The 20,974-nt window shown below is 49.5% G+C and carries 25 protein-coding genes; 16 read left to right on the top strand and 9 right to left on the bottom strand.

All coding sequences use genetic code 11. From position 1 onward, the window contains the following. Nucleotides 1-66 precede the first annotated feature (66 nt). A complete protein-coding gene (locus tag ACFMKP_RS05585) occupies nucleotides 67-1,092 on the top strand; it encodes a fumarylacetoacetate hydrolase family protein (RefSeq protein WP_382289829.1) in 1,026 nt (341 codons plus the stop codon). Nucleotides 1,093-1,142: 50 nt separating this feature from the next. Here ACFMKP_RS05585 and ACFMKP_RS05580 read toward each other — a convergent pair whose 3' ends face one another. Both ACFMKP_RS05580 and ACFMKP_RS05575 read right to left on the bottom strand, forming a co-directional pair. After that, the gene (locus ACFMKP_RS05580; protein ID WP_382289827.1) at nucleotides 1,143-2,162 is read right to left on the bottom strand and encodes an NAD-dependent epimerase/dehydratase family protein; all 1,020 of its coding nucleotides are present in this window, start codon (nucleotides 2,160-2,162) and stop codon (nucleotides 1,143-1,145) included. A 112-nt stretch (nucleotides 2,163-2,274) separates the two neighbouring features. Then, on the bottom strand, nucleotides 2,275-2,694 hold the full coding sequence (locus tag ACFMKP_RS05575; protein ID WP_382289825.1) for an RrF2 family transcriptional regulator: 420 nt from the start codon (nucleotides 2,692-2,694) through the stop codon (nucleotides 2,275-2,277). A 212-nt stretch (nucleotides 2,695-2,906) separates the two neighbouring features. Here ACFMKP_RS05575 and ACFMKP_RS05570 point away from each other — a divergent pair, with 212 nt between their 5' ends. The 5 genes from ACFMKP_RS05570 to ACFMKP_RS05550 all read left to right on the top strand — a co-directional run bounded on the left by ACFMKP_RS05570 (nucleotide 2,907) and on the right by ACFMKP_RS05550 (nucleotide 6,424). After that, the gene (locus ACFMKP_RS05570) at nucleotides 2,907-3,308 is read left to right on the top strand and encodes a nuclear transport factor 2 family protein (RefSeq protein WP_382289823.1); all 402 of its coding nucleotides are present in this window, start codon (nucleotides 2,907-2,909) and stop codon (nucleotides 3,306-3,308) included. Continuing rightward, on the top strand, nucleotides 3,290-3,964 hold the full coding sequence (locus tag ACFMKP_RS05565) for an SDR family oxidoreductase (RefSeq protein ID WP_382289821.1): 675 nt from the start codon (nucleotides 3,290-3,292) through the stop codon (nucleotides 3,962-3,964). Before ACFMKP_RS05570 ends, ACFMKP_RS05565 begins: the two co-directional genes overlap by 19 nt. Before the next feature lie 295 nt (nucleotides 3,965-4,259). Further along, entirely contained in the window at nucleotides 4,260-5,309 is a 1,050-nt protein-coding gene (locus tag ACFMKP_RS05560) for an S-adenosylmethionine:tRNA ribosyltransferase-isomerase (RefSeq protein WP_382289819.1), read from the top strand. A 75-nt stretch (nucleotides 5,310-5,384) separates the two neighbouring features. Continuing rightward, on the top strand, nucleotides 5,385-6,284 hold the full coding sequence (locus ACFMKP_RS05555) for an aminoglycoside phosphotransferase family protein (protein WP_382289817.1): 900 nt from the start codon (nucleotides 5,385-5,387) through the stop codon (nucleotides 6,282-6,284). Beyond that, a complete protein-coding gene (locus ACFMKP_RS05550) occupies nucleotides 6,281-6,424 on the top strand; it encodes a hypothetical protein (RefSeq protein ID WP_382289815.1) in 144 nt (47 codons plus the stop codon). Before ACFMKP_RS05555 ends, ACFMKP_RS05550 begins: the two co-directional genes overlap by 4 nt. A 109-nt stretch (nucleotides 6,425-6,533) precedes the next feature. Here ACFMKP_RS05550 and ACFMKP_RS05545 read toward each other — a convergent pair whose 3' ends face one another. Continuing rightward, nucleotides 6,534-6,887: a hypothetical protein gene (locus ACFMKP_RS05545; protein ID WP_382289813.1), complete on the bottom strand. Its 354-nt coding sequence runs from the start codon at nucleotides 6,885-6,887 to the stop codon at nucleotides 6,534-6,536. A gap of 105 nt (nucleotides 6,888-6,992) precedes the next feature. On the opposite strand from ACFMKP_RS05545, the gene ACFMKP_RS05540 reads away from it, so the two are divergent. The 7 genes from ACFMKP_RS05540 (at nucleotide 6,993) to ACFMKP_RS05510 (ending at nucleotide 13,611) form a co-directional block, all read left to right on the top strand. Further along, a complete protein-coding gene (locus tag ACFMKP_RS05540; RefSeq protein ID WP_382289811.1) occupies nucleotides 6,993-8,036 on the top strand; it encodes a PD-(D/E)XK nuclease family protein in 1,044 nt (347 codons plus the stop codon). Between the two features lie 107 nt (nucleotides 8,037-8,143). Beyond that, nucleotides 8,144-8,401 carry a CPCC family cysteine-rich protein gene (locus ACFMKP_RS05535; RefSeq protein WP_382289809.1) on the top strand — a complete coding sequence of 86 codons (258 nt, stop codon included), beginning with the start codon at nucleotides 8,144-8,146 and terminating at the stop codon, nucleotides 8,399-8,401. Nucleotides 8,402-8,720: 319 nt separating this feature from the next. Continuing rightward, the gene (locus ACFMKP_RS05530; RefSeq protein ID WP_382289807.1) at nucleotides 8,721-9,266 is read left to right on the top strand and encodes a hypothetical protein; all 546 of its coding nucleotides are present in this window, start codon (nucleotides 8,721-8,723) and stop codon (nucleotides 9,264-9,266) included. Between the two features lie 12 nt (nucleotides 9,267-9,278). Continuing rightward, nucleotides 9,279-10,496 (top strand): serine hydrolase domain-containing protein, encoded by a 1,218-nt coding sequence (locus tag ACFMKP_RS05525; RefSeq protein ID WP_382289805.1) that lies wholly within the window; start codon nucleotides 9,279-9,281, stop codon nucleotides 10,494-10,496. A gap of 171 nt (nucleotides 10,497-10,667) precedes the next feature. Then, nucleotides 10,668-11,657 (top strand): ATP-binding cassette domain-containing protein, encoded by a 990-nt coding sequence (locus ACFMKP_RS05520; RefSeq protein ID WP_382289804.1) that lies wholly within the window; start codon nucleotides 10,668-10,670, stop codon nucleotides 11,655-11,657. After that, entirely contained in the window at nucleotides 11,654-12,538 is an 885-nt protein-coding gene (locus ACFMKP_RS05515) for an ABC transporter permease (protein ID WP_382289802.1), read from the top strand. The genes ACFMKP_RS05520 and ACFMKP_RS05515 overlap by 4 nt, the downstream gene beginning before the upstream one ends. 212 nt (nucleotides 12,539-12,750) lie before the next feature. Further along, nucleotides 12,751-13,611 carry an ABC transporter permease gene (locus ACFMKP_RS05510; RefSeq protein ID WP_382289800.1) on the top strand — a complete coding sequence of 287 codons (861 nt, stop codon included), beginning with the start codon at nucleotides 12,751-12,753 and terminating at the stop codon, nucleotides 13,609-13,611. Here the strand turns inward: ACFMKP_RS05510 and ACFMKP_RS05505 are convergent. Then, the gene (locus ACFMKP_RS05505; protein WP_382289799.1) at nucleotides 13,608-14,636 is read right to left on the bottom strand and encodes a zinc-binding dehydrogenase; all 1,029 of its coding nucleotides are present in this window, start codon (nucleotides 14,634-14,636) and stop codon (nucleotides 13,608-13,610) included. The two genes, ACFMKP_RS05510 and ACFMKP_RS05505, sit on opposite strands and share 4 nt — an antisense overlap. A 178-nt stretch (nucleotides 14,637-14,814) precedes the next feature. On the opposite strand from ACFMKP_RS05505, the gene ACFMKP_RS05500 reads away from it, so the two are divergent. After that, nucleotides 14,815-15,273 (top strand): MarR family winged helix-turn-helix transcriptional regulator, encoded by a 459-nt coding sequence (locus tag ACFMKP_RS05500; protein ID WP_382289797.1) that lies wholly within the window; start codon nucleotides 14,815-14,817, stop codon nucleotides 15,271-15,273. Nucleotides 15,274-15,422: 149 nt separating this feature from the next. Here ACFMKP_RS05500 and ACFMKP_RS05495 read toward each other — a convergent pair whose 3' ends face one another. Continuing rightward, the gene (locus ACFMKP_RS05495; RefSeq protein ID WP_382289795.1) at nucleotides 15,423-16,325 is read right to left on the bottom strand and encodes an isoaspartyl peptidase/L-asparaginase family protein; all 903 of its coding nucleotides are present in this window, start codon (nucleotides 16,323-16,325) and stop codon (nucleotides 15,423-15,425) included. Between the two features lie 69 nt (nucleotides 16,326-16,394). Next, nucleotides 16,395-17,441, bottom strand: coding sequence for an NAD(P)-dependent oxidoreductase (locus ACFMKP_RS05490; protein WP_054533727.1), 1,047 nt, complete (start codon nucleotides 17,439-17,441; stop codon nucleotides 16,395-16,397). Between the two features lie 222 nt (nucleotides 17,442-17,663). On the opposite strand from ACFMKP_RS05490, the gene ACFMKP_RS05485 reads away from it, so the two are divergent. Next, nucleotides 17,664-18,320: a Crp/Fnr family transcriptional regulator gene (locus ACFMKP_RS05485; protein WP_204756142.1), complete on the top strand. Its 657-nt coding sequence runs from the start codon at nucleotides 17,664-17,666 to the stop codon at nucleotides 18,318-18,320. Here the strand turns inward: ACFMKP_RS05485 and ACFMKP_RS05480 are convergent. The 3 genes from ACFMKP_RS05480 to ACFMKP_RS05470 are packed head-to-tail and all read right to left on the bottom strand — an operon-like array spanning nucleotide 18,317 to nucleotide 20,192. Further along, nucleotides 18,317-18,889 (bottom strand): Uma2 family endonuclease, encoded by a 573-nt coding sequence (locus ACFMKP_RS05480; RefSeq protein ID WP_382289793.1) that lies wholly within the window; start codon nucleotides 18,887-18,889, stop codon nucleotides 18,317-18,319. The two genes, ACFMKP_RS05485 and ACFMKP_RS05480, sit on opposite strands and share 4 nt — an antisense overlap. A 26-nt stretch (nucleotides 18,890-18,915) precedes the next feature. Beyond that, nucleotides 18,916-19,722, bottom strand: coding sequence for a metallophosphoesterase family protein (locus ACFMKP_RS05475; RefSeq protein ID WP_382289791.1), 807 nt, complete (start codon nucleotides 19,720-19,722; stop codon nucleotides 18,916-18,918). Further along, nucleotides 19,722-20,192, bottom strand: a complete 471-nt coding sequence (locus ACFMKP_RS05470) for a phosphoribosyltransferase (RefSeq protein WP_054533723.1) — start codon at nucleotides 20,190-20,192, stop codon at nucleotides 19,722-19,724. Before ACFMKP_RS05470 ends, ACFMKP_RS05475 begins: the two co-directional genes overlap by 1 nt. Before the next feature lie 117 nt (nucleotides 20,193-20,309). Between ACFMKP_RS05470 and pyrE the strand changes: the two genes are divergently transcribed. Then, nucleotides 20,310-20,963 carry an orotate phosphoribosyltransferase gene (pyrE, locus tag ACFMKP_RS05465; protein ID WP_382289789.1) on the top strand — a complete coding sequence of 218 codons (654 nt, stop codon included), beginning with the start codon at nucleotides 20,310-20,312 and terminating at the stop codon, nucleotides 20,961-20,963. The last annotated feature ends 11 nt before the right edge of the window (nucleotides 20,964-20,974 follow it).

Here is a 20,974-nt window from a genome sequence, read left to right as displayed (position 1 = left end):
CCAGTTACTATGTTCTTTGCTCTAACACTTCATCTATAATTGAAACACAATTAACGGGGGCTTTTTATGAAATTTGTTTCATTTCGACGGTATGGCGAAGGCTCGGAGGCACGAGCTGGAGCATGGCTGCCAATGGGTATTATCGATCTGCAAGCGGCGGCTGCCTTGGTTTTTGAGGATCTGCCCCACAATTGGTCGCTGATGAGCATGCTCCAACACGAAGCCGATGGCTTTGGCATCGATGCTGCAATCCAGATCGTTTCAGCAGTGGTCGATTTGCTTGGCGGTGGTGGCGATGGCATCGAGTGGGATGATCCCGATGCGATTAATAGCATGCTTTCGCTGGGCGGCGAAACTGTGATTTACCCGCCAGATAGCGTGCGTTTATTAGCGCCAATTCCCCAACCCCCAACGATTCGCGATTTCTATGCTTTCGAGCAACATGTGCGCGAAATTCGTGCTCAACATGGCCGTGACGTACCGAATTCTTGGTACGATATGCCAGTTTTTTATTTTGGCAATCCCACCACGGTCGTTGGGCCAGATACTGATCTGGTAATGCCACGCACCAGCCAGCTTGATTACGAACTGGAAATTGCGGCGGTTATTGGCAGGCCATGCCGCGATATTGAGCCAGATGAGGCCGAATATTATATTGCTGGCTTGATGATTATGAACGATTGGTCAGCGCGCGATATTCAAGCCAGCGAGATGAGCGTTGGCTTAGGACCAGCCAAGGGCAAAGATTTTGCCACCTCGTTTGGACCAGCAATGATCACGCTCGACGAAATTGAGGATAAAGCGCTGGGCGATGGCCGCTACGATTTGGCAATGGTCGTGCGGGTTAATGGCGAAGAACGCGGGCGTGGCTCGTTTGCCGATATTTACTACACCTTGGGCGAGCTAATTGCCCATGCCTCGCGTGATGTGACGCTACTGCCAGGCGAAATTATCGGCTCTGGCACGGTTGGTACTGGCTGCTTGCTCGAAACCACCCACGGCAAAGGCCCTTGGCTCGAAGTTGGCGACGTGGTCGAGCTAGAAATTGAACGAATTGGCATCTTGCGCAATACAATCGTCGAACGCGATTAATTGCAAACAGTGGTGGCAGCCTGAACCACTGCCACCACGTTTTATTTAACTTAGGCTTGACCTAAGGCAACTTGGTTGGGAGCTTGTTGGGCGAGAATTGCGAAGGTTTTGCGCACCGCCTCGACCGCAGGTAGCGGATTATAGCCCAACTCGCGCTTGGCTTTGGCAATCGATAGGCGCTGTTCGACCCCACAATATAAGCCAACTTGACTGCGCAAAATCATCGGCTCACGCCCTGTCAGATTCGCAACCAATTCCATCATACTAGCGGCAACGCGCGTAATGCCTTTGGAAACCCGCATTGGAATTTTAATTCTAGGGTTGAATTCTTGGCCAATTTCAAACAAGCGCCGCAAGGGCAATGATTGATCGTTAGCCAAAATATAGCGTTCGCCGGCCCGACCCAAGCGCTCAGCGGCAATCAAACCTGCAGCAACATCAGCCACATCAACAAAATTAAAATCCATATTGATGTCAAGCGGCAGTTTATTGCTCAACACAAGCTCCAAAATGCCCAGCGATGGCGTGGTGCGGCCATTTGGGTCGCCAATAATAGTGCCTGGCAAGCCCGCCACCATATCCAACCCATATTCCTGCGCCAACTTCCAAGCCAGCTGTTCCGAAGCAATTTTCGATTGATAATAGGGATTGCCATAGGTATATTGGTTCCAGCTGGTTTCATCAGCAGGGATTTGGCTGTGTGGATTATTTTTATCCACCGCCGCAATCGAGCTAACATACACCACCCGTTTGACCCCAGCATGGGCCGCTGCCCGCAGAACATTGCGCGTGCCTTCAACATTGGGTTGAATAATTTCGCGCTGCGGATTGCGCGACCAATGTTTGAATACCGCAGCTACTTGATACAGCGTGTCAACGCCAACCAAGGCTTGTTGCAACGAATTAATATCCATCAAATCGGCATACACCTGTTCGTAGCCAAGCTCAGGCTTGATGTGGCTGCGATTACGCACGCTTGCCCGCACCTCAAAGCCGCGTTCGGCCAGCATTTGGGCCAACACCGAGCCTAAATGACCATTTGCTCCAGTAACCAATACACGCTTGCTCATCAGAGTTCCTTTCAATTAATAAACTAGATAAACAGTTTATCGAGTTTCAAGTAAAAAACATGGCGAACACAATAAACTAGATACAAAATAGGGCTAGTTTATACCAAAAAAATCAATCGATCGAAAGATCGGCCAAAGAAACTGCTTGCAACTCACGTTTCATGGCATCCTCGGCGCGTTGAAAACTATCGAGCATGCGCTGACGAGCGGCCAGCGCCGATTCTTTTTGCTCTTTGAAGGTGATATTGACTCGAAACAAGGGCTTGGCTTGCTCAATCGCATTAAAAATATCCAACAAGGTAATCGCTGTGCTTGCACGAGTCAGCCGCACGCCACCTTTGGAACCCTCGCGAGTTTCAATTAGGCCGCTATTGGTCAAGGCTTGCACAACTTTGACCACGCTTGGTTTGGCAATCCCTAAAAAATCGGCAATTTCGTGGGTTGGCACGAAATCGTAGCAATGTTCCTCGACTTTATAGGTGATGTAGAGGCTGATGGCAATCGCCTGCGAAAACGCCAGTGAATAACTCATAATGCTCAGCAATAACTTATACTAGATATATTGTATATTGAGTTTCCAGTTTGTCAAGCATCAATTTTAGCTCAATGGCTATCAATAATAATCTATTTGCTGGCCGATTGGACAGGTCTGGGCCTGTCTAGTTGCGCTGCCAATTGCCCCACTGCTGGCCGAGTTGCCAACCAATTCCGCTCGCTATACTGCTTGGCAGATGGAAGTTGGCTATGAACAACAACGATTTTCAAGACTGGTGTGCAAGCTTAGCAACGGTCTGGAACCAGCGTAATCTTGCAGCATTAGCCCACTTATTTAGCCCCACGATTCGCTATCAAGAGCATCCGTTTGAGCCTGCGTTGCGTGGGCTGGCGGCGGTAGTTGGCTATTGGCGCAACATGCTGGCCCAACATCACCATGTCGAATGTGCAATTACGCCAGTGCTGTTTGCAGGCGGGCGCGGCGTGGCCGAATGGCACACCAAACTCTATCATCAACAACAGCAACAAGCCCAAGATTTAGCCGGAATCTTTATTGTGAATTTTGATGCCGAAGGTCAAGCCAGCGAACTGCGCGAATGGTGGTTGGCCAAGGTAGTTGAGGAGCAAATACTATGCAACGCATTGGATTAATTACTGGCGCATCACGTGGTTTAGGCCTCGCCCTCGCCCAAAAATTAGCCTTGGATGGCTGGCATTTGATCATTACTGGTCGCGGCGCAGCAGCGCTGGAACAAGCCCGCGCCGCCTTGGCAACTCGCACTAGCGTCCAAGCGATCGATGGCGATATTGCCGACCCAGCCCATCGCCAAGCCTTGGCGATTGCCGCCCAAGAATGGGGGGGCTTGGATCTGTTGGTCAATAATGCCAGCATTTTGGGGCCAAGCCCGTTGCCAAGTTTAGTCGAATATCCACTCGCTGAGTTGGCCCAGGTTTATACAATCAATGTTTTTGCGCCGCTGGCAGCAATTCAAACTCTCGCGCCAAGCTTCAAGCCCAGCATTCGCATCATCAATATCAGTAGCGATGCAGCACTTCAAGCCTACGAAGGTTGGGGTGGATACGGCTCCAGCAAAGCGGCGCTCGATCAATTGACCGCAATTTTAGCTGCCGAACAGCCAACTTGGCGGGTCTATAGCCTTGATCCAGGCGATATGAACACCCAAATGCATCAAGAGGCGTTTCCTGGCGAAGATATTAGCGACCGCCCGCCACCAGAAGCCAGCGTGCCAGCAGTCTTACGGCTGATTAACGATGATGTGCCAAGTGGTCGCTATCGTAAGGATTAGAACATAGTAAATAGGGATCAGGGATCAGGGGTCGGAGGTCGGGGGTTAGGGGTCAGGTTTTAAGCTCCCCTCACCCCAACCCCTCTCCCGTTCGACGGGAGAGGGGCTTCAAGACAGTGGTTCTTGCGTAATGCGTTGGAGTGCTCCCCTCGCCCGCGTGCGGGAGAGGGGCTGGGGGTGAGGGTATGCCCGTGATTGTCAAGCCAATAGCCTAATTTTTCCTTTGATTTCTGCCTTTTGACTTTTGATTTTCTTGAATGCTCTATGTTCTTCTCATCATGAAAGTGAGCTTGCTATGCTTGCAACAATAGATTTTGAACTACCGACCATTCTTGAGGCGGGTGAACCGCCAGAGGCGCGCGGCCTAGAGCGCGACCAAGTGCGCTTGATGGTTTCGCATAGTCGCTCAAACCAGCTTGAGCATTATCGATTTGACCAATTGCCAACAATTTTACAAGCAGGCGATGTGCTGGCAATCAATACCAGTGGCACGCTGAATGCAGCAATTCCGGCCACAACCAAGGCGGGCCAGCAATTAATCGTGCATCTTTCAACCCAATTGTTGGCCGAGCTGTGGCTGGTTGAAATTCGCCAGCCCCATGGCACGAGCAGCCTGCCCTATCGCGCAGCCCTCGCCGCAACGAGCCTTGATTTGCCTGCTGGTGGCACGCTTGAAATTCATCGCGGCTATGCAGCCAATGGCGCAACCACCAATCGCTTATGGATTGCTAGTTTGAGCTTGCCCAAACCATTGCCAATGTATCTGGCCGAGCATGCGAAACCAATCCATTATAGTTATGTCGACCAAGATTGGCCCAGCAGCTACTATCAAACGGTCTATGCAACCGAGCTTGGCAGCGCCGAAATGCCCTCGGCAGGTCGCGCTTTTTCCGAGCGCTTGCTGACGCGGTTGGTTGCTCAAGGTATTCAAATTGCGCCCTTGCTGCTGCATACTGGCGTGGCCAGCCTCGAAGATCACGAGCCGCCGTATGCAGAATGGTATAGCTTGCCAGCAACCAGCGCCGATTTGATCAATCGCGCCCGCGCCGATGGCCGCCGCGTGATTGCAGTTGGCACCACCAGCGTGCGGGCCATCGAAAGCACTGTCGATCAACGTGGTTTGGTGCATCCGCACACTGGCTGGACCGAATTGGTGATCACCGCAGAGCGCGGTTTGCGGGCAGTTGATGGCATTTTGACTGGTTTGCATGAACCAAAAGCCACTCATTTGGCAATGTTGGCGGCCTTAGCAGGCTACGAACATTTAGAGTTATGCTATCGTGCCGCCTTGGAGCAGCACTATCTCTGGCATGAATTTGGCGATTTACATCTGCTCTTGGGCTAATGTCGTTCGCTAGGTTGATCTTCGTGCAAGCATTGTCGAGCATAATGCTTGCACGACGTTGTTTAAGGATAATTTATGGCAACTATGCATGCGAATGAGTTTCCAATCGATCAGGCGCTAGTTCAAAGCTTAATTGCCAGCCAATTTACCGAATGGGCTGATTTGCCGTTGCACAAGGTTGAATCGGCGGGAACCGACAATGCACTTTATCGCTTGGGCGAGAGCATGGTTGTTCGTTTGCCGCGCATCGCTTGGGCAATTGATCAAATTGCCAGTGATTTTCGTTGGTTATCATGGTTGCAAGCCCAACTTCCGCTCCAGATTCCCCAACCAATTGCCCAAGGCCAACCAAGCGCTGCTTATCCTTGGCAATGGGGAGTTTATGGCTGGCTCGCTGGCGAAAATGCAGTTACTGCAATACCCAAAAATCCTCAGCTTGATTTGAGCCAATTTCTGCATGCCTTGCAACGGATTGATTCGCAGCATGGCCCTGTGCCTGCATCGCCAACTGCGCGCGGCGTACCACTGATTCAGCGCGATGCAGCCACTCGCGCCGCCCTCGCCGAAGCCCAAAATCTTGTTGATGCAGAACGGGTTCTGGCAGTCTGGGAGCATGCAATCCACATTGAGCCATGGCCACATGCGCCAGTCTGGATTCATGGCGATTTGCATGCTGGCAATTTATTGGTTGTTGATGCGCACATTAGCGCGGTGATTGATTTTGGTGCGTTGGCAATTGGCGATCCGGCCTGCGATTTGCTGCCAGCCTGGAATTTGTTCGATCGTCAGACGCGGCTTACGTTTCGCGCGGCGATGGACGTTGATAAAGCAACATGGTTACGGGGCCGAGGCTGGGCCTTGTCGATAGCGCTGATTGCCTTGCCCTACTATCAACATAGCAATCCATTTTTGGCCAATATGGCGCGTTATAGCATTCAGCAAGTGCTTGATGATTGGGATTTGGAGCAAAAATGAGCATCTATTTGACCCAATTAATCTATCTGCACGCAGACCAAAGCGCAGCCTTTGAGCAATTCGAAGCCTTAGTTTTGCCCTTGCTTGCGCAGTATACGTTTGTTGTTACGCATTCGGCCAACTCCGACAAAGGTAATTAAGCAACATATTGAGCAGCCCGATGAAATTCAGCTGCTTGAATTTGCCTCAAGCGCCGATTTTGAAAGCCCAATCGATTCGCACAAGCTTGGTTATTCAAGGAACAACGCTTTAAATTGGTAATAACTCATAAACCAAATTCAGCGCCGCTTCGATCTGCATCAAATCGAAACAAGCGAGATCGAGATCGACCAAATGTTCAGCTATATGCCGAAATCCAACCAAAATAATTGGAATTGGCTGATTTAGTATATCTCTGGTATAAAAATAAATTTCTAGTGGATCGCGAAAGCCTTCAATAAAATGATCAATGATATAGATCAAATCTGGTTTCAATTGATCAATTGTATCTAAGGCTTGCTGAATGCTATCACAACCAACGATTCTATAGCCCTTTTCAATTAATTCTTCGGCTGTTGGTGGAATGGCCGCAGTTCGGGCAACAAGCATAATCAAAGGCTGCATCTTTGCTCCATCAACTAAAGAGTTTACTTTCAGCGGCAATAGCCTTTCCAAGAGTTGACAATTGCGATACGATATGAATGCAATTCTCTGTGATGGAGTAGAATCATGCAAGAAATCTCAGCGATGCTCCAAGCGTTTGCCAAACTTCCGCCACAGCCCAAAGCTTCAACGACCTTCTTGGAAATTGCAGGTTATCCTCATTTAGAAAATGTTGCCAGCAATATTTTGGCCTTTTATCTGCAATCAACCAACCAGCACAATTTTGGCAATCTGCTTTTTCGGGCGCTCATGCAGCTCGTTGATTGCGATGTTCAAGGCGAGTATGCGGTTACTGCCCGCCGCGAAGATGTAACCTCAGGCAATAAACGAATTGATTTGGTGCTTGAAACTCCTGAGTTTGTGATTGGCATCGAGAATAAAATTTATCATCAACTTAATAATGATTTGGGCATTTATCATAACCATCTTAAAACGCTTGCCAATGGCCGCACGCTGTATGCTTTTGTTTTAGGCCTGTATTCCGTCAAACTCCCAACAGAATCGTATTTTAAAAGTATTAGTTATCAACAATTATTCACAAGTTTTGAAAACCTGTGGCAAACAGAGAATCACGCCAATTCAGATAAATATACAGGCTTCTTCCATGATTTTTCTGAAACAATATTGCATTTATCGCGAGGAACAACCATGAGTGCTGAACGATTAGCCTTTTTTCAATCGAATCAACAACAAATTCAAGAACTCTTAAATGAAACTAAAGTTTTACGCAATGAAATGCGAACAAAATTAACGCAATTAGCAGCTTTGATTCAGCCTGAAGATACACCGAAAAAACTAAAGCAAGGCTATTGGAGTCCTGATAACGAATTATTTGAGATTTTGCATTATGAAATAGTGCTTAATGATCAAGCAAGCCTGCAAATCGATATTATGTTAAATTTGCAAGGTTGGCAGATGCAATTCTTCAATCGACGCGGCGATAAAGCTAGCACTCAAACTTGGATTGATCAACGGAATATTGTTTATGAACTGCATAGCAAACCACTCTGGCGTTTACGGCTTGCTCAAACCGAAAACTTACCCTATAACGCTGATCTTGGGCTTGTGGCTGAGTGGGTAGTGGGAATTATTCAGCGATTACTGCCATAGCCAAAATCTATTTTGAGCCTTTGCTGCGTTATCAATGGTTGAGCAAGCTAATTGCTAGTATAGAATCAACTATCGAGATGCTTATTAATCGGGAGAGTGATTAAAACATGAGTCTAAACAAACCTATTCGTTATCCTTGTCCATGCTGTGGCTACAAAACTGTCGAAGACCCAGGCCGTTATGATCTCTGTGAAGTGTGTTGGTGGGAAGATGATGAACAACAATCAGACAACCCAGACTTACGTGGCGGTGCAAATGCAGAATCATTGAACGAGGCTCGCCAGAATTTCAAAGCCTATGGAGCAATTTCATTGAGTTCTAAAGCATATGTTCGTAAACCGCATCCCGACGAATATCCAGATTAATGCGATGGATGTCTCGTTAAAGACGCGTAAATGTTTCAGCTACAGGAACCGCATTGGCTTGATTATGAATAGATAAATTCAATTGTTTAGTCACCACCCTTCCGTCCCGCCTCAAGGCGGGAAACGCAGGGGGCTTTAATCCCCCTGCACCCCCTAAAGGGCATTTGATAGCAGTCAAACAATGTCTGATTAACTTATCATGCTGTGGTTCGAAGCGAAAAAACCTCGTCAATTAGGCCTTGACAACTAACGATAGTTACGTTATGCTACCCCCCCATCAACTAACGATAGTTACGTTATCTATAAAGGAACTCGAACGATGGCACTGTTTGACCATAAACTAGCCGAAGAAATAACCGCCTTAGTGCTGCAACGCTATCGCAGCTTGGGCCAAGCCTTGGGTGCAACCACCTTGGCCGAGGAAGCAGCAGCCGAAACTGCTTTTCAACATAATCTTAATTTGTTGATCGAGGTTGCCAACGGGCGACATATGCGCAACGAAATTATGTTGCGGCGAATTGAATTGGCACTTGAGCAATTGCTCGATCTGTTGTTGGGCAATGCGCTGCAAAGCAAAGCGGTTTTTCCAGAAGATTTTTGGCAAAGCGAGATTGGGATTTTGGTCTCGCGCACCCGTTGGTGGCTCTCCGCCGAAGACCTGATTACGATCAGCAATGCAGCAGCCTTGGCGTTTGGACAAAATAACCAAGCCAACCGCATGCGAATTGCTCGCGCGATCGACAATGGGCTTTTGGATTGGGTTCCCGATCCGTCGGTTGCCAACCCGCAGCAAAATCGGCGGGTCTTGCGTTCGCAAGTCGAGCGTTTGCGAGATTTGAGTCGCTTGCCAGAACTTGGCGAATAAAAAGGAGTCATCATGAATCATCCAATCCCTCAAACTGCGGTTGAATTAGGCTTGATGCAGGGCTTTCCAGCTGCATCAAGCGTCGAGCATTCGCAACAATTGCTCAAGCCCTACAATCGCTGGAGCTTCCAAAACATTCAGTTGCTCAATCCGGTGGCTGATGTGTGGCATGGCAATGGGCCAAGCAGCGAATTTCGCTACGATTTACAGAATTTGGATTCAATTCGCTATAAAAATTATCTTGGCCAGGAATTTGACTTTAATCATATGGTTGAGCAAAGTTACACCGATGGAATTATGGTTTTACACCGTGGCAAAGTGATTTACGAACGCTATTTGAATGGTATGCAACCCCAAACCTTGCATGCCTGGGCTTCGGGCAGCAAATCGGTTACTGGAACTTTGGCGGCGCTATTGGTTGCTCAGCAATTGCTCGATCCGCAGGCAACGGTTGCCAGCTATTTGCCCGAATTAGCCGATAGTGGCTTTGGCACGGCCACCCTCGCCCACGTGCTTGGCATGAGCACAGCGGTTGGGTTTAGCGAGCAAACTGGCAATTTGGTGACTGAAAATTTCAAGTATGGCGTGGCCTTAGGCTGGAACGCGCGGCCTAGCCAATATGACGGCCCAAGCAATGTCTATCAGTTTTTGCCGACGATGCTGAAAACTGGTGAGCATGGCCAGCGCTTTAGCTATCAAACGCCCAATACCGATGTTTTGGCTTGGATTATCAAGCGGGTGCTGAATTGCAGCTTGGCCGAGGCAGTATCGCAGCATCTATGGCGCAAACTTGGCGCTGAGCGTGATGCGCTGTGGGTGGTCGATTCGGCCTGTGCTGAAACCGCTGGCTCTGGTTTTTGCTCGACGCTGCGCGATATGGCGCGCTTTGGTCAAATGTTGCTCAATCGAGGGTCGTTCAATGGCCAGCAAATTCTGCCCGCAGCGGCAGTTGCAGCAATTGAGGCTGGCGGTGATCAAGCGGCCTTTGCCAACAGCGCAATTGCCCATCCAAGCAATGCCAACTATTCCTACAATTATCAATGGTGGAATACCCATAACCAGCACGGGGCTTATATTGCCAATGGCTATGGCGGTCAAATGCTCTACATTGCGCCCAAAGCCGAGCTGGTATTCGCCAAAATGAGTTCGTATCCCACTCCTACGCCCGATGGCTCGGAATTTTATGCCGCGATGGGAGCCATGCCGAGCTTAATTGCCGCCTTACAATAAGCAATACTTTCAGCACCATTCACCCTAAAATATTTAGCGAACGATCAATCGTTCTCTAGACCCATACTCCAAACGCACGATTGAGCTATGCTAATCACCAGATGATCAATTGTTGATAGCAAATCGAGCTACACTGCCGCGAGGCGGTGTTTACTTTCTGTGCGAGGGAATATGCAGCCTGAATATGCCATTCGAACCGTCAATTTGCAACGGACTTATAAAACCAAAGAGCGCGTCTTGAAGGCACTTGATGGGGTTGATTTAGCAGTACGCCCAGGCGAATTATTTGGTTTTTTGGGGCCGAACGGCGCTGGAAAAACCACCACAATCAAAATTCTGACCACGCTGTTGCTGCCCAGCGGCGGCACTGCCGAGGTTTGGGGCTTTGACGTGTTGCACGAAGCCGATGCAGTTCGCCGCCATATCAACATGGTTTCTGGCGGCGAATCGTCGGGCTATGGCTTGCTCACTGTGCGCGAAAACTTGTGGATGTTTACCCAGTTTCATGGCATGGATAGCAAAGTCGCCAATAAACGAATCGACGAATTGCTTGAAGTCATGGGCTTGGCTGATCGGGCCAAAACCCGCGTGAGCTTTCTTTCGACTGGTTTGCGCCAAAAAATGAACTACATTCGCGGCTTATTGACCGACCCTGATGTGTTGTTTCTTGATGAGCCGACGCTTGGGCTTGATGTTGAAGCGGCGCGAACCCTACGCACCTACACGCGCCACTGGCTTGATACCAACCCTGGCAAAACCGTCGTTTTGACCACCCACTACATGCAAGAAGCTGACGAATTGTGTGATCGGGTGGCAATTATCAGCGGCGGCACGATTTTGGCCTGCGATACGCCAACCAGCCTTAAATATTCGCTGCAACAAGATGTTGTGTTCCGTTTGTTTACCACGCCAGTTGAGCCAGCCTTTTTGCAAGCAGTCGAGCAGATTGCGGGCGTGCAAAGCATCAGCCAGCGCAGCGGCGACCAACGTGATGAATTAAGCCTGATTCTGCGTGACGATGCAATTTTGCCCCAAGTCTTGAGCCAACTTGCCAACCATAATGCAGGATTGTTATCGCTCGAAAAACGCCAACCAACGCTCGAAGATGTTTTTGTTAACCTCGTCGGCCACTCGTTATCCGAAAGTGAGGCCACTGCATGAGCGTGATTTTAGATAAACACACAGCAGTTGAGCGCGAGCCAAATCCACGGCGTGGCAAAGGGCCAAGCGCTTTTACAATCTTTTGGCGCTCGGTGATTGGGCGCGCCTATCCACGGGTCATCGGCATTCAACGCGAACTTAGTTGGTTGTTCTTTGACATCTTCTTGCCGTTTATGGCAACAATGTCGTATGTGCTGGTTTACGAGGCAATTGGCGCACCCGAATCATACAAAGGCTTGGTTTTGGTTGGTGGCGCAATGACGGCCTTTTGGCTGAATGTGCTCTGGTCGATGGCTATGCAATTGTATTGGGATAAAGAGCAGGGCAATTTGCAATTGTATATGCTCGCGCCAACCTCGCGTATGGCCATTTTGACTGGAATGGCCTTGGGTGGCTTATTTTCGACTACGCTTCGAGCGGCAATTATCTTAGCTGGCGGCTCGTTGATTTTTGGCATTAGCTATCAAGCAACCAGCTGGTTGGCCTTGATTGGGGTTTTCTTCTTGTCGCTAATTGCCTTGTATGGCATGGGCATGTTGCTTAGCTCAATTTTCTTGGTCTATGGTCGAGGTGCGTGGCAAATGACCGCCGCCTTGCAAGAGCCGGTTTTCTTTGTCTCTGGCTTTCACTTTCCGGTCAAAGCCTTGGGTACGGTGGTCGCGACTGGCGCTTCGGTCGTGCCATTAACTTTGGGTCTTGATGCAATGCGCCAATTGCTGTTTCCTGAGATGATGCAGCAATTTCAATTTCTGAGTGTGGGCACCGAAGCCGCAATTTTAGCAGGCCTAGCCTTATTCTTCGGCCTCCTAGCTCGCTGGTCGTTGCAGCGTATGGAGCGCAAATCGCGCCAAGATGGCCGCCTGACGGAACGAGGCAATTAATAAAAGGATGAATTATGAGGGATGAAGGATGAAAAAGGCTATAAATAAAGGATGAATTATGAGGGATGAAGGATGAAAAAGGGCTACAAATTTGTAGAATGAAAGATGAACGAGCAGTATTGATCGGGAATTCATCTCTCATAATTCATAATTCATCCTTCCAAAAGGTTCATCCTTCATAATTCATCCTTCATCCTTCCAAAGGGGTTTTTATGCAGCGATTTTTGCAGGCGTTTCGGGTTGGCGCTTGGTTGGGTTGGAAAACCGAGAGCAACTGGACGAATCCGCTTTTTTATATTTTGTGGTCGCTTTTGCTGCCAATGTCGAATGGCTTGATTATGACGATGATGCTGCGGGTGTTGCAGCGCACGGGCAATGCAAGCGGCGCAGATCTCTTGCCCTACGTCTTCATCGGCACGGTTGTCTATTCGATTGTAGCCTTGTTGCTCGATAGCATGGCGTGGGCAGTGCTCGAAGATCGCGAACGGATGGGCATGCTCAAATACATTGCGATCACACCATCGTCGATGTATGGCTATTTGTGGGGCCGTGGCTTTGCCAAAGTTTCAATCAACTTTTTGGCCGTGCCATTAACCCTGACCTTTGGCGCATTGGTTTTGGATATTCCGATTCGGCTGAGCACAATTAATTGGCCGTTGTTGCTGGCCGTTTCTTTGCTTGGGCTGCTGATTGTGACCTTTGCTGCCCAGATTTTGGCAGGCGTAACCTTGATGATTGCGCGCCATGCTGGCTTTGTGGGCCAAGCAGTTTCCGGCGCGCTGTATCTCTTCACTGGCGCGTTGTTTCCAATTACGGTGCTGCCAAATTGGATGCAAGCGATTGCCCGCGCCGTACCGCTAACCTACTGGCTTGAGGGCATGCGCCGCGCCTTGTGGGTCGATGCGCAGAATCCTGTCTATAACACGGGGCTGAATCAATTGAGCACCAGCAATTTGTTGCTGATTTTGCTGGCTTCAGCAGTGGCGATGGCTGTCATTTCAATTCCATTGCAGCGCCGCGCCGAACATCGCGCCAAAGAAAAAGGCTTGTTGGATATGAACACGGCCTACTAGGGCGTAAACAAAACCTTGCCGCCAGTCATATTGGCTTGGTACAATTCAAGGGCGTTTTGGGCTTCGTGGAGCTTAAAGCGCCCTTGAACCGTTGAAGTCAGTTCATCAAGCAGCAGTTTTTGCACATTTTTGGTAATCCGCGCAAAATTTAATGGATTAATCTGGCCGATCCAATCGGTCAGCCAAAAACCGGTGACATGTTTTTGTTCAAAAATTAAGCTCCGTGGATCAATCTGGCATGCACTATCAGCCAAAGCTCCATAGACCATCATTGTGCTGCCTTTGGGCATTGCGCTCAACACCTGCCCCACTAATTCCCCGCCAACTGCATCAAAAGCCAATTGTGCCTGCTGTTCGTGGCACAGTTTGCTCAGCGCTTCAGCAAAATCAGGGCTGCTCGAATTCAGCACATATTCGGCTCCCAGCGATTGCAATAATTCAACTTGGGCTTCACGGCGCACAATATTGATCAACGTTAATTTTTCGCGTTGGGCCAAACGAACGAGCATGCGGCCCAATTGGCTGGCGGCAGCGGTTTGCACCACAACTTTGGCATTACGCTGGCGAGCAATATCAATTAATGCCCAAGCACTAACGGGATTGACAATTGCCGAGGCTGCTTGCTCAAAACTCAGGCTCTCGGCCAAGGGCAAGCATTGGCGAGCCGCCACAATCACATAATCGGCCCACGCGCCATCATCTTCGGGAGCTTGGGTGGCAAACGAAACCCGCTTGCCGAGCAGCACTTTGCTATATAATTGATCGCCAGTGCTCACAATTGTACCGCTACCTTCAAAGCCTGGCACCGCAGGTAGCGGCTTTGTGATACCATAGCTACCATTTATAAACATCATATCCGAGGGATTAATTGGCGTAGCAGCAACTTTGACCAGCACTTCGTGCGCTTTGAGCGGACGCAAATTGCGCTCAACCAGCGTAAGTTTTGCCAAATCGCCGCTGTAATCGCTGATAATCAAGGCTTTGGTACGAATAATCGTCGGATCAAAGGTTGGTTGTTCGCTCATAAATCCAGATCCTTCTCTAGGCTTTGCGCTGCTATCATACCGCGTTTTGGCCTGAATGGTCGCCCGATTCTAGTAATTCGCTACTTGACGCTGCATTATTTTGCAGTATGATCAAGATAGTTAGTTAACTTAACTAAATTGTAAGCGGCAATGTAGCCGTTAGATATAGTGATCTGCCATGACAACAAGCCGTGAATATGCCCAACAATTCATTCAATTGATCGACCGAACCAAGCGCATGCCGATGGATGGAGCCTACGCCAAAATTCATGATTTAGGCTTATCGCATTCGCACTTACGCGCCATGTTTATTTTGGAAAACCAGCCAGGCTTGCCGATGAAGGATTTAGCCGAGGCCTTGGCCATGACTCCGCCCTCGGTGACGGTGCTGACCCGTAAACTTGAAGCCAGTGGCTTGCTTGAACGCCTGCAAGATCAGGTTGATAGTCGGCGGGTTTTGTTGCGGCTGAGCACTGATGGCGCACGTATGCTGGCCGAAATGCACAATGCCCATCTTGATCGTTTTACTCAATTGCTGAGCGGGCTTTCGCCCAGCGATCAAGCCCAATTTTTAGTCCTGATGAATCGAGCAGTCGAGGCCTTGGAGCGGATGTATCGCGAGGAATCTGAGGGCTAAAATTCCCTCATGCCCAGCCCCCTCGCCCACGAAAACGCGGGCGAGGGGGAGCATTTGTTTTTACCAAGGAATTGTGCAAGAACCACAGCGTTAAAGCCCCTCGCCTGTCGGACGGGAGAAGGGTTGGGGTGAGGGAATCTTAAGAACCCTCAGGCAATGATCTGTTCTTGATCGTCGATATTGTTCCAATAGGCGTGGGTCATGCGTTGCGAGTTGAAGGCTGCGCCGATTTGGCCATTGCTGGCAACCAAAATTAAGCCACCCTCGCCGCCTTCGATCCGTTGGCCCAACACGGCCACGGCGGCCTCGGCAGCAGCTTGCACATCCATGCCACGTTCGAGATTTTCGATTGCTCGCCTCGCCAGCAACACCCGCGCAATCGTTTCGCCCCAGCCCGTGGTTGAGCAACCGCCAGCATGGCTATCTGCATAAAAACCACCGCCAGGAATTGGCGAATCGCCGATGCGACCAAGTGGTTTGCCGCTCATGCCACCGGTTGAAGTGGCCGCCGCAATATTGCCCAAGCCATCGAGCGCAACCGCACCTACGGTATCGGCAATCGTTTCGGCATCAGTGCTGCCCGAATCAACTTTGAAATCGCGGTCGCCGCTGGCCCACTGGGCATGCCGCCGAGGCGTGATCAAGCTGGCATTATCAACAAACTCAACCCCAGCCGCGCGCGCTACCGCCTCAGCATCAGCCTTGGCAAACAAAATATGGGGGGTTTTTAAAACCGCTTGAGCGGCCAAAATGGGATTTTTGATGCCCTCGATTGCGCCAACCGCGCCAACATCAAGGCTCGTGCCATCCATCAAGCCAGCATCCATTTGGACAAAGCCTTCGCGATTGAGCACGCTGCCATAACCAGCATTGAAGGCGGGCAAATCTTCCAAGACGATAACTGCGGCGATTGCGGCTTCAAGCGCCGTGCCACCAGCTTGCAACACTGCTTTGCCTGCACGCAAAGCTGCTTGGATTCCAGCGGCATGGTCTGGGCGCAATGATTCGGGAATATCGCCAGCGCCACCGTGAACGGCAATTGCTAAGGGCATACATACCTCATTAATCGAATTAAATTAAAAAACTACGCCCAGCATTATACGCTAGGCGTAGTTTTATGTTTAGAAGGCTTTTTTGAGCAACCCAATCGCACCTTGTTTCCATGGCACGCGGTGGGTTACCCCTGAAGCGTTAGCAAAGGCGTGGCGATTGTCGATATACCACTTGAAGTTGCGCAGCAAAGCATCTTGATTCGAGAATTTAGGCTTCCAGCCAAGTTGGGTTTCGGCCTTTTCGATTGAGACAAACGAATCTTTCGAGGCGGTTTCATAAACCCACTTGTAGAGCGGCGAAACCCGCAAAAATTCCAAGGCGCGCAGCGTCCAAATTGCTGGAGTTGCAGGCGAGCCAATAATCTTTTTGCCATGGCCAGCATAATCGAGCACTGCTTGATAATCTTCCTTCATGGTGGCAAATTCTTTGGCCCCAATGTTGAAGGTATCGTTGGCAACTTCAGCAGGCAAGGTCATCGACAAATAAATCGCATCGCAAAGATCTTCAACATCAAGCAATTGATAACGATTTTTGCCATTGCCAATCATCGGGAAGTTGTGGCCATCGAGAGCCCAATCGAAGAGCAAGGCAAAAACGCCAAGCCGTTCTGGCCCAATGAACGATTTTGGCCGAATAATTGCCACTTCCATGCCCTTAGCGCGATGTTCCAAGGCCACATATTCAGCCATCACTTTGGCTTTACCATACGGGCCAACGCCATCCAAGCGGTCATTTTCAACCAATGGGTGATGATCGGGAATGCCATAGACGGCAGTTGATGAAACGTGAACCACCCGTTTTACGCCATGTTTTTTGGCCACATCAAGCACATTGCGCGTGCCATCAATATCGGTCGAGAAAATATCCTCGGCTGAATAAAGTGGCAAGGCAGCAGCAGTATGCACCACGAAATCGACCCCTTGCATGGCGCGATCAAGCCCTGCAACGTTGCGAATATCGTCCTTAATGATCGTAATATGATCTTTGAGATCAGGATACGTCCAATCAGCAAAATCATATGAAATAAGGTCGTAGCCTTTGGCATCAAGGTAGCGCAAGAGGTTAATCCCAAGGAAGCCAGCGCCGCCTGTTACTAACACTTTTTGACGAGTCATGATTGTATACATCCTCAAATAATTCATTTTAGATTATTTGCACATAATATCACAAATTGTTGCTGCTATGCTACACTAGAGATTAGGGAGCAGGGATCAGGGGTTAGGGATCAGGCTTTGGATGATAGGGATTCTATACATTCTTTCAAGCATAATCTGACCCCTGAATCTTAGCCCCTGGCCCCTTCAAATAACAATTTCGCGCATGAGGCGCTGTTTGATATGAGTGTTGACGTTGAAGTTCTGCGGCAATTGACCCGTTTTGCTGCACTTGATCCAGTAGCTTTGCGCGATCTTGCCAGAGCAATGGAAGTTCGTTCGTTTCGGCCTGGCCAATATTTGGTGCTTGAGGATGACCCGCGCTTTGGCTTATTTGGAATTTTAGAAGGCCGAGTGCGGCTTTCGCGTACTGCCAGCGATGGACGCGAGCAGGTACTTTCAATCGCCGAAACTGGCGAGTTGTTTAATATCGAGCCGTTTGTTGATGCAGGCCCAGCGCCAGCAACCGCCCGCGCGATGGCTCCCACCCGTTGCGTGCATTTGCCAACTGCAGCCTTGCCCGATGTGTTGCGCAGTCACCCTGAATTTAGTTTGATTTTGCTACGCGATTTGGCAGCCCAAGCCCGTGATTTAGCGGTTTTGTTGGAAGATTTGGCGTTTCGCACGGTACGCGCCCGTTTGGCACGAATTTTGTTGCACGAGGCTGCTGATGGGACTGCTGCTTTAACTCATCAAGAATTGGCGGCGCGCGCTGGCACAGTGCGCGAAATTATTGGCCGCACCTTGCGCCAAATGTCCGATGAAGGCTTGGTGGAGTTGGCGCGCGGTCATGTGTTGGTGCTTGATGTGGATGGTTTAGCGGCACTGATCGAAAATTAAGCTAATTCTATATATTCGTACACATCACTCAGCTTGAGGTGCGCATTGATCGCCTCAAGCTGAATTGTTTGCTCTAGCGACCAAAACTCAATCAGCAACCAGCGGTGATCATTTTGACGTAAATACAACTCACAATGACAGCGATCTTGGGCAATTACAAGGTAAATTTGAAGGCTACTGATAGTTCGATAGTGTTCAAATTTCATTCCTCGATCATAATTTTCTGTGCTCGGAGATAATACTTCGATTAAACATGTTGGATTAAGTAATGTGTCTGGCCGCTCACTTCCAAATTCAAATACTCCACATGCAATAGAAATATCAGGATAGGTATACAAGCCAGTTTGGCTGATTTGTAAACGCAGATCGCTTGGAAAAACACGACAAGTGCTTTTGCGTAATTGTTGATGCAAACTTGCAATTATGTTGCTGACAATTAAATTATGTCGTGCACTTGCCCCAGTCATTGCATACACTTTACCTTGATAATATTCATGTTTAATCCCAGTTTGTTTTTCAATTGCAAGATAATCAGCAAATGTTTTAAATGGTATAGACTCTGCGCTCATAACGACTCCTTAGGTATACGTTGGTTTCATAATTCCAAAAAGCGCTTGACTGCTTGCTCGGCGCTAAGTTGGGGGTCGCTTTTGAGCCATTGTTGCTGCAAACGTAAAAATGGCACAATATGGTGGGTGCCAAGCTGCACTTCGCGCAAATAGAGCCTGCTCATGGGGTAGGCTGCCTCGTAATAACCAGAGCTATGAAAGCGTTCGACCGTAGTTTCAACATCGTACATCACAACCCGATGCTTGACCCGCCAGCCTTGGGGCTTGCGTTCGGCAATTGCATATTTGGCCCAAGGACTGCCATCAAGCGGCTGGCCAACCGCGCCCGTGGTGACGATCATGCGCTCGCCCCAAGGCCGAAATTGCGGAATATGGTTGTGCGAGCGAATAATCGTTTGGGGCGTATCAACAAACATCGCTGCTAATTCGCGCTGCGGCGTAATTGCAAAGACCGAATCTTGGTCGTGGCGCGGCGAGGCATGCACCACCAAAAGCTCATCAGTGTGGTAGGTTGTGGCCAAATCGTGCAGGGCGGCCCGTTCAGCTTGGCTAAACTGATTGACCGTCCAAAGCGAGGGCTTCCACAAATCGCTAGCCCACTCTGCTGGCCGCACCGGCAAATCGTAATCGCGGATATAGCGTTCATGATTACCCGCCAAGAGCGTGTAGCCCGTAGCTCGCGCTAAATCCAAGCATGCCTGGGGATCAGGCCCGCCGTTGATCACATCGCCATTAATGACGACGTGATCAACCGCTTGGGCTTGTAAATCCTCAAGCACAGCCTCGAAGGCGGCTAAATTACTATGAATATCGCTGAGGATGGCAATGCGCATTATTCTGCATCAGGATCTGTGGGTGGTTCCCACGGATACACAATCCACTGATCGGTTTCAGCGGCATAAAAATCGGGCCGACCTTCGACTTTGGATGAACCTGGTTTGAAGTGGAGCACAGCAACTTCATAATTTGCGCCAGCAGTATCGAGCCGTTGCTTCACCGCAGCAATCGTGCGCCCACTATCCCAAATATCATCGATCACCAATAATTTCTTGCCCACAATCAGCGGATCGCTGGGAAATTGCAAGAACGTAGGAATTTCACGGGTTGTACCAATTCCAGTGTAGAATTGCACCGCAGCAACCAGAATATTGCGCCAGTTGCGACGTTGGCTGATCAGACAGGCTGGGATCATCCCGCCACGCGTGACAACCAGCAAGGCATCATAATCATTATGTAATTGTTCGTTAATAATTTCAACTAGTGATTGGATTTCATCCCATGAAAGGACGTGTTTGATCGTCATACGTTCTGCCTCGTTGAATCGCATTAGGCCTCTCACCGTGGGGTACCTCCCCACACTAGGCGGTAATGAGCGCCGTCAATTAAGCTATTCGCGATATTGTACCAGATAGGAGCTAGTATGAAACATTCTTCAACTGCGATCGCGCAACTGTTACTTGAGGCCGGAGCTGTCGTGCTGGCTCCAGATAAGCCGTTTCGCTTTGCATCGGGCATTCTTTCGCCAATTTATTGCGATAATCGTTTGCTTTTGGCCCAAGTCAGCGCCCGCCGCACCATCACCGAGGCAATCTGCCAGCAAATTGGCGATGAATTATTGAACACCGAAGTGATTGCAGGAACTGCCACTGCTGGCGTGCCTTGGGCGGCATGGGTGGCCCATGAATTAAGTTTGCCGATGGCCTATGTGCGTTCAGGAGCCAAAAAATATGGCCGTGGCCAACAGGTCGAAGGCGGCGTGCAAACCAATCAACGAGTCGTTGTAATCGAAGATTTGATCAGCACTGGCGGCAGTGCCTTGGATGCGGTTGCTGGGTTGCGCCAGATTAACGCACTTGTGGCCGATTGTTGTGCAATCTTTACCTACGAGATGGAAGAATCGAAGCAGCGCTTTAATGCAGCTGGCGTGCGCTTAATGACCTTAACCAATCTTTCAACCTTGCTGGAAGTCGCCGCCCAGCAAAACTATATTCGTCCAGAACATCGCAGCCTAATTAGCGATTGGGCCACCGATCCCGCTGGTTGGGCTAGCCGTGCTGGAATCAACGCCGAATAATATTCCCCTCA

Origin of the sequence: Herpetosiphon sp. NSE202 (assembly GCF_042688385.1) — a bacterium.
Lineage (GTDB): Bacteria > Chloroflexota > Chloroflexia > Chloroflexales > Herpetosiphonaceae > Herpetosiphon.
Note: the sequence above shows the minus strand (reverse complement) of the source record. Positions and strands in the feature narration are given on the sequence as shown.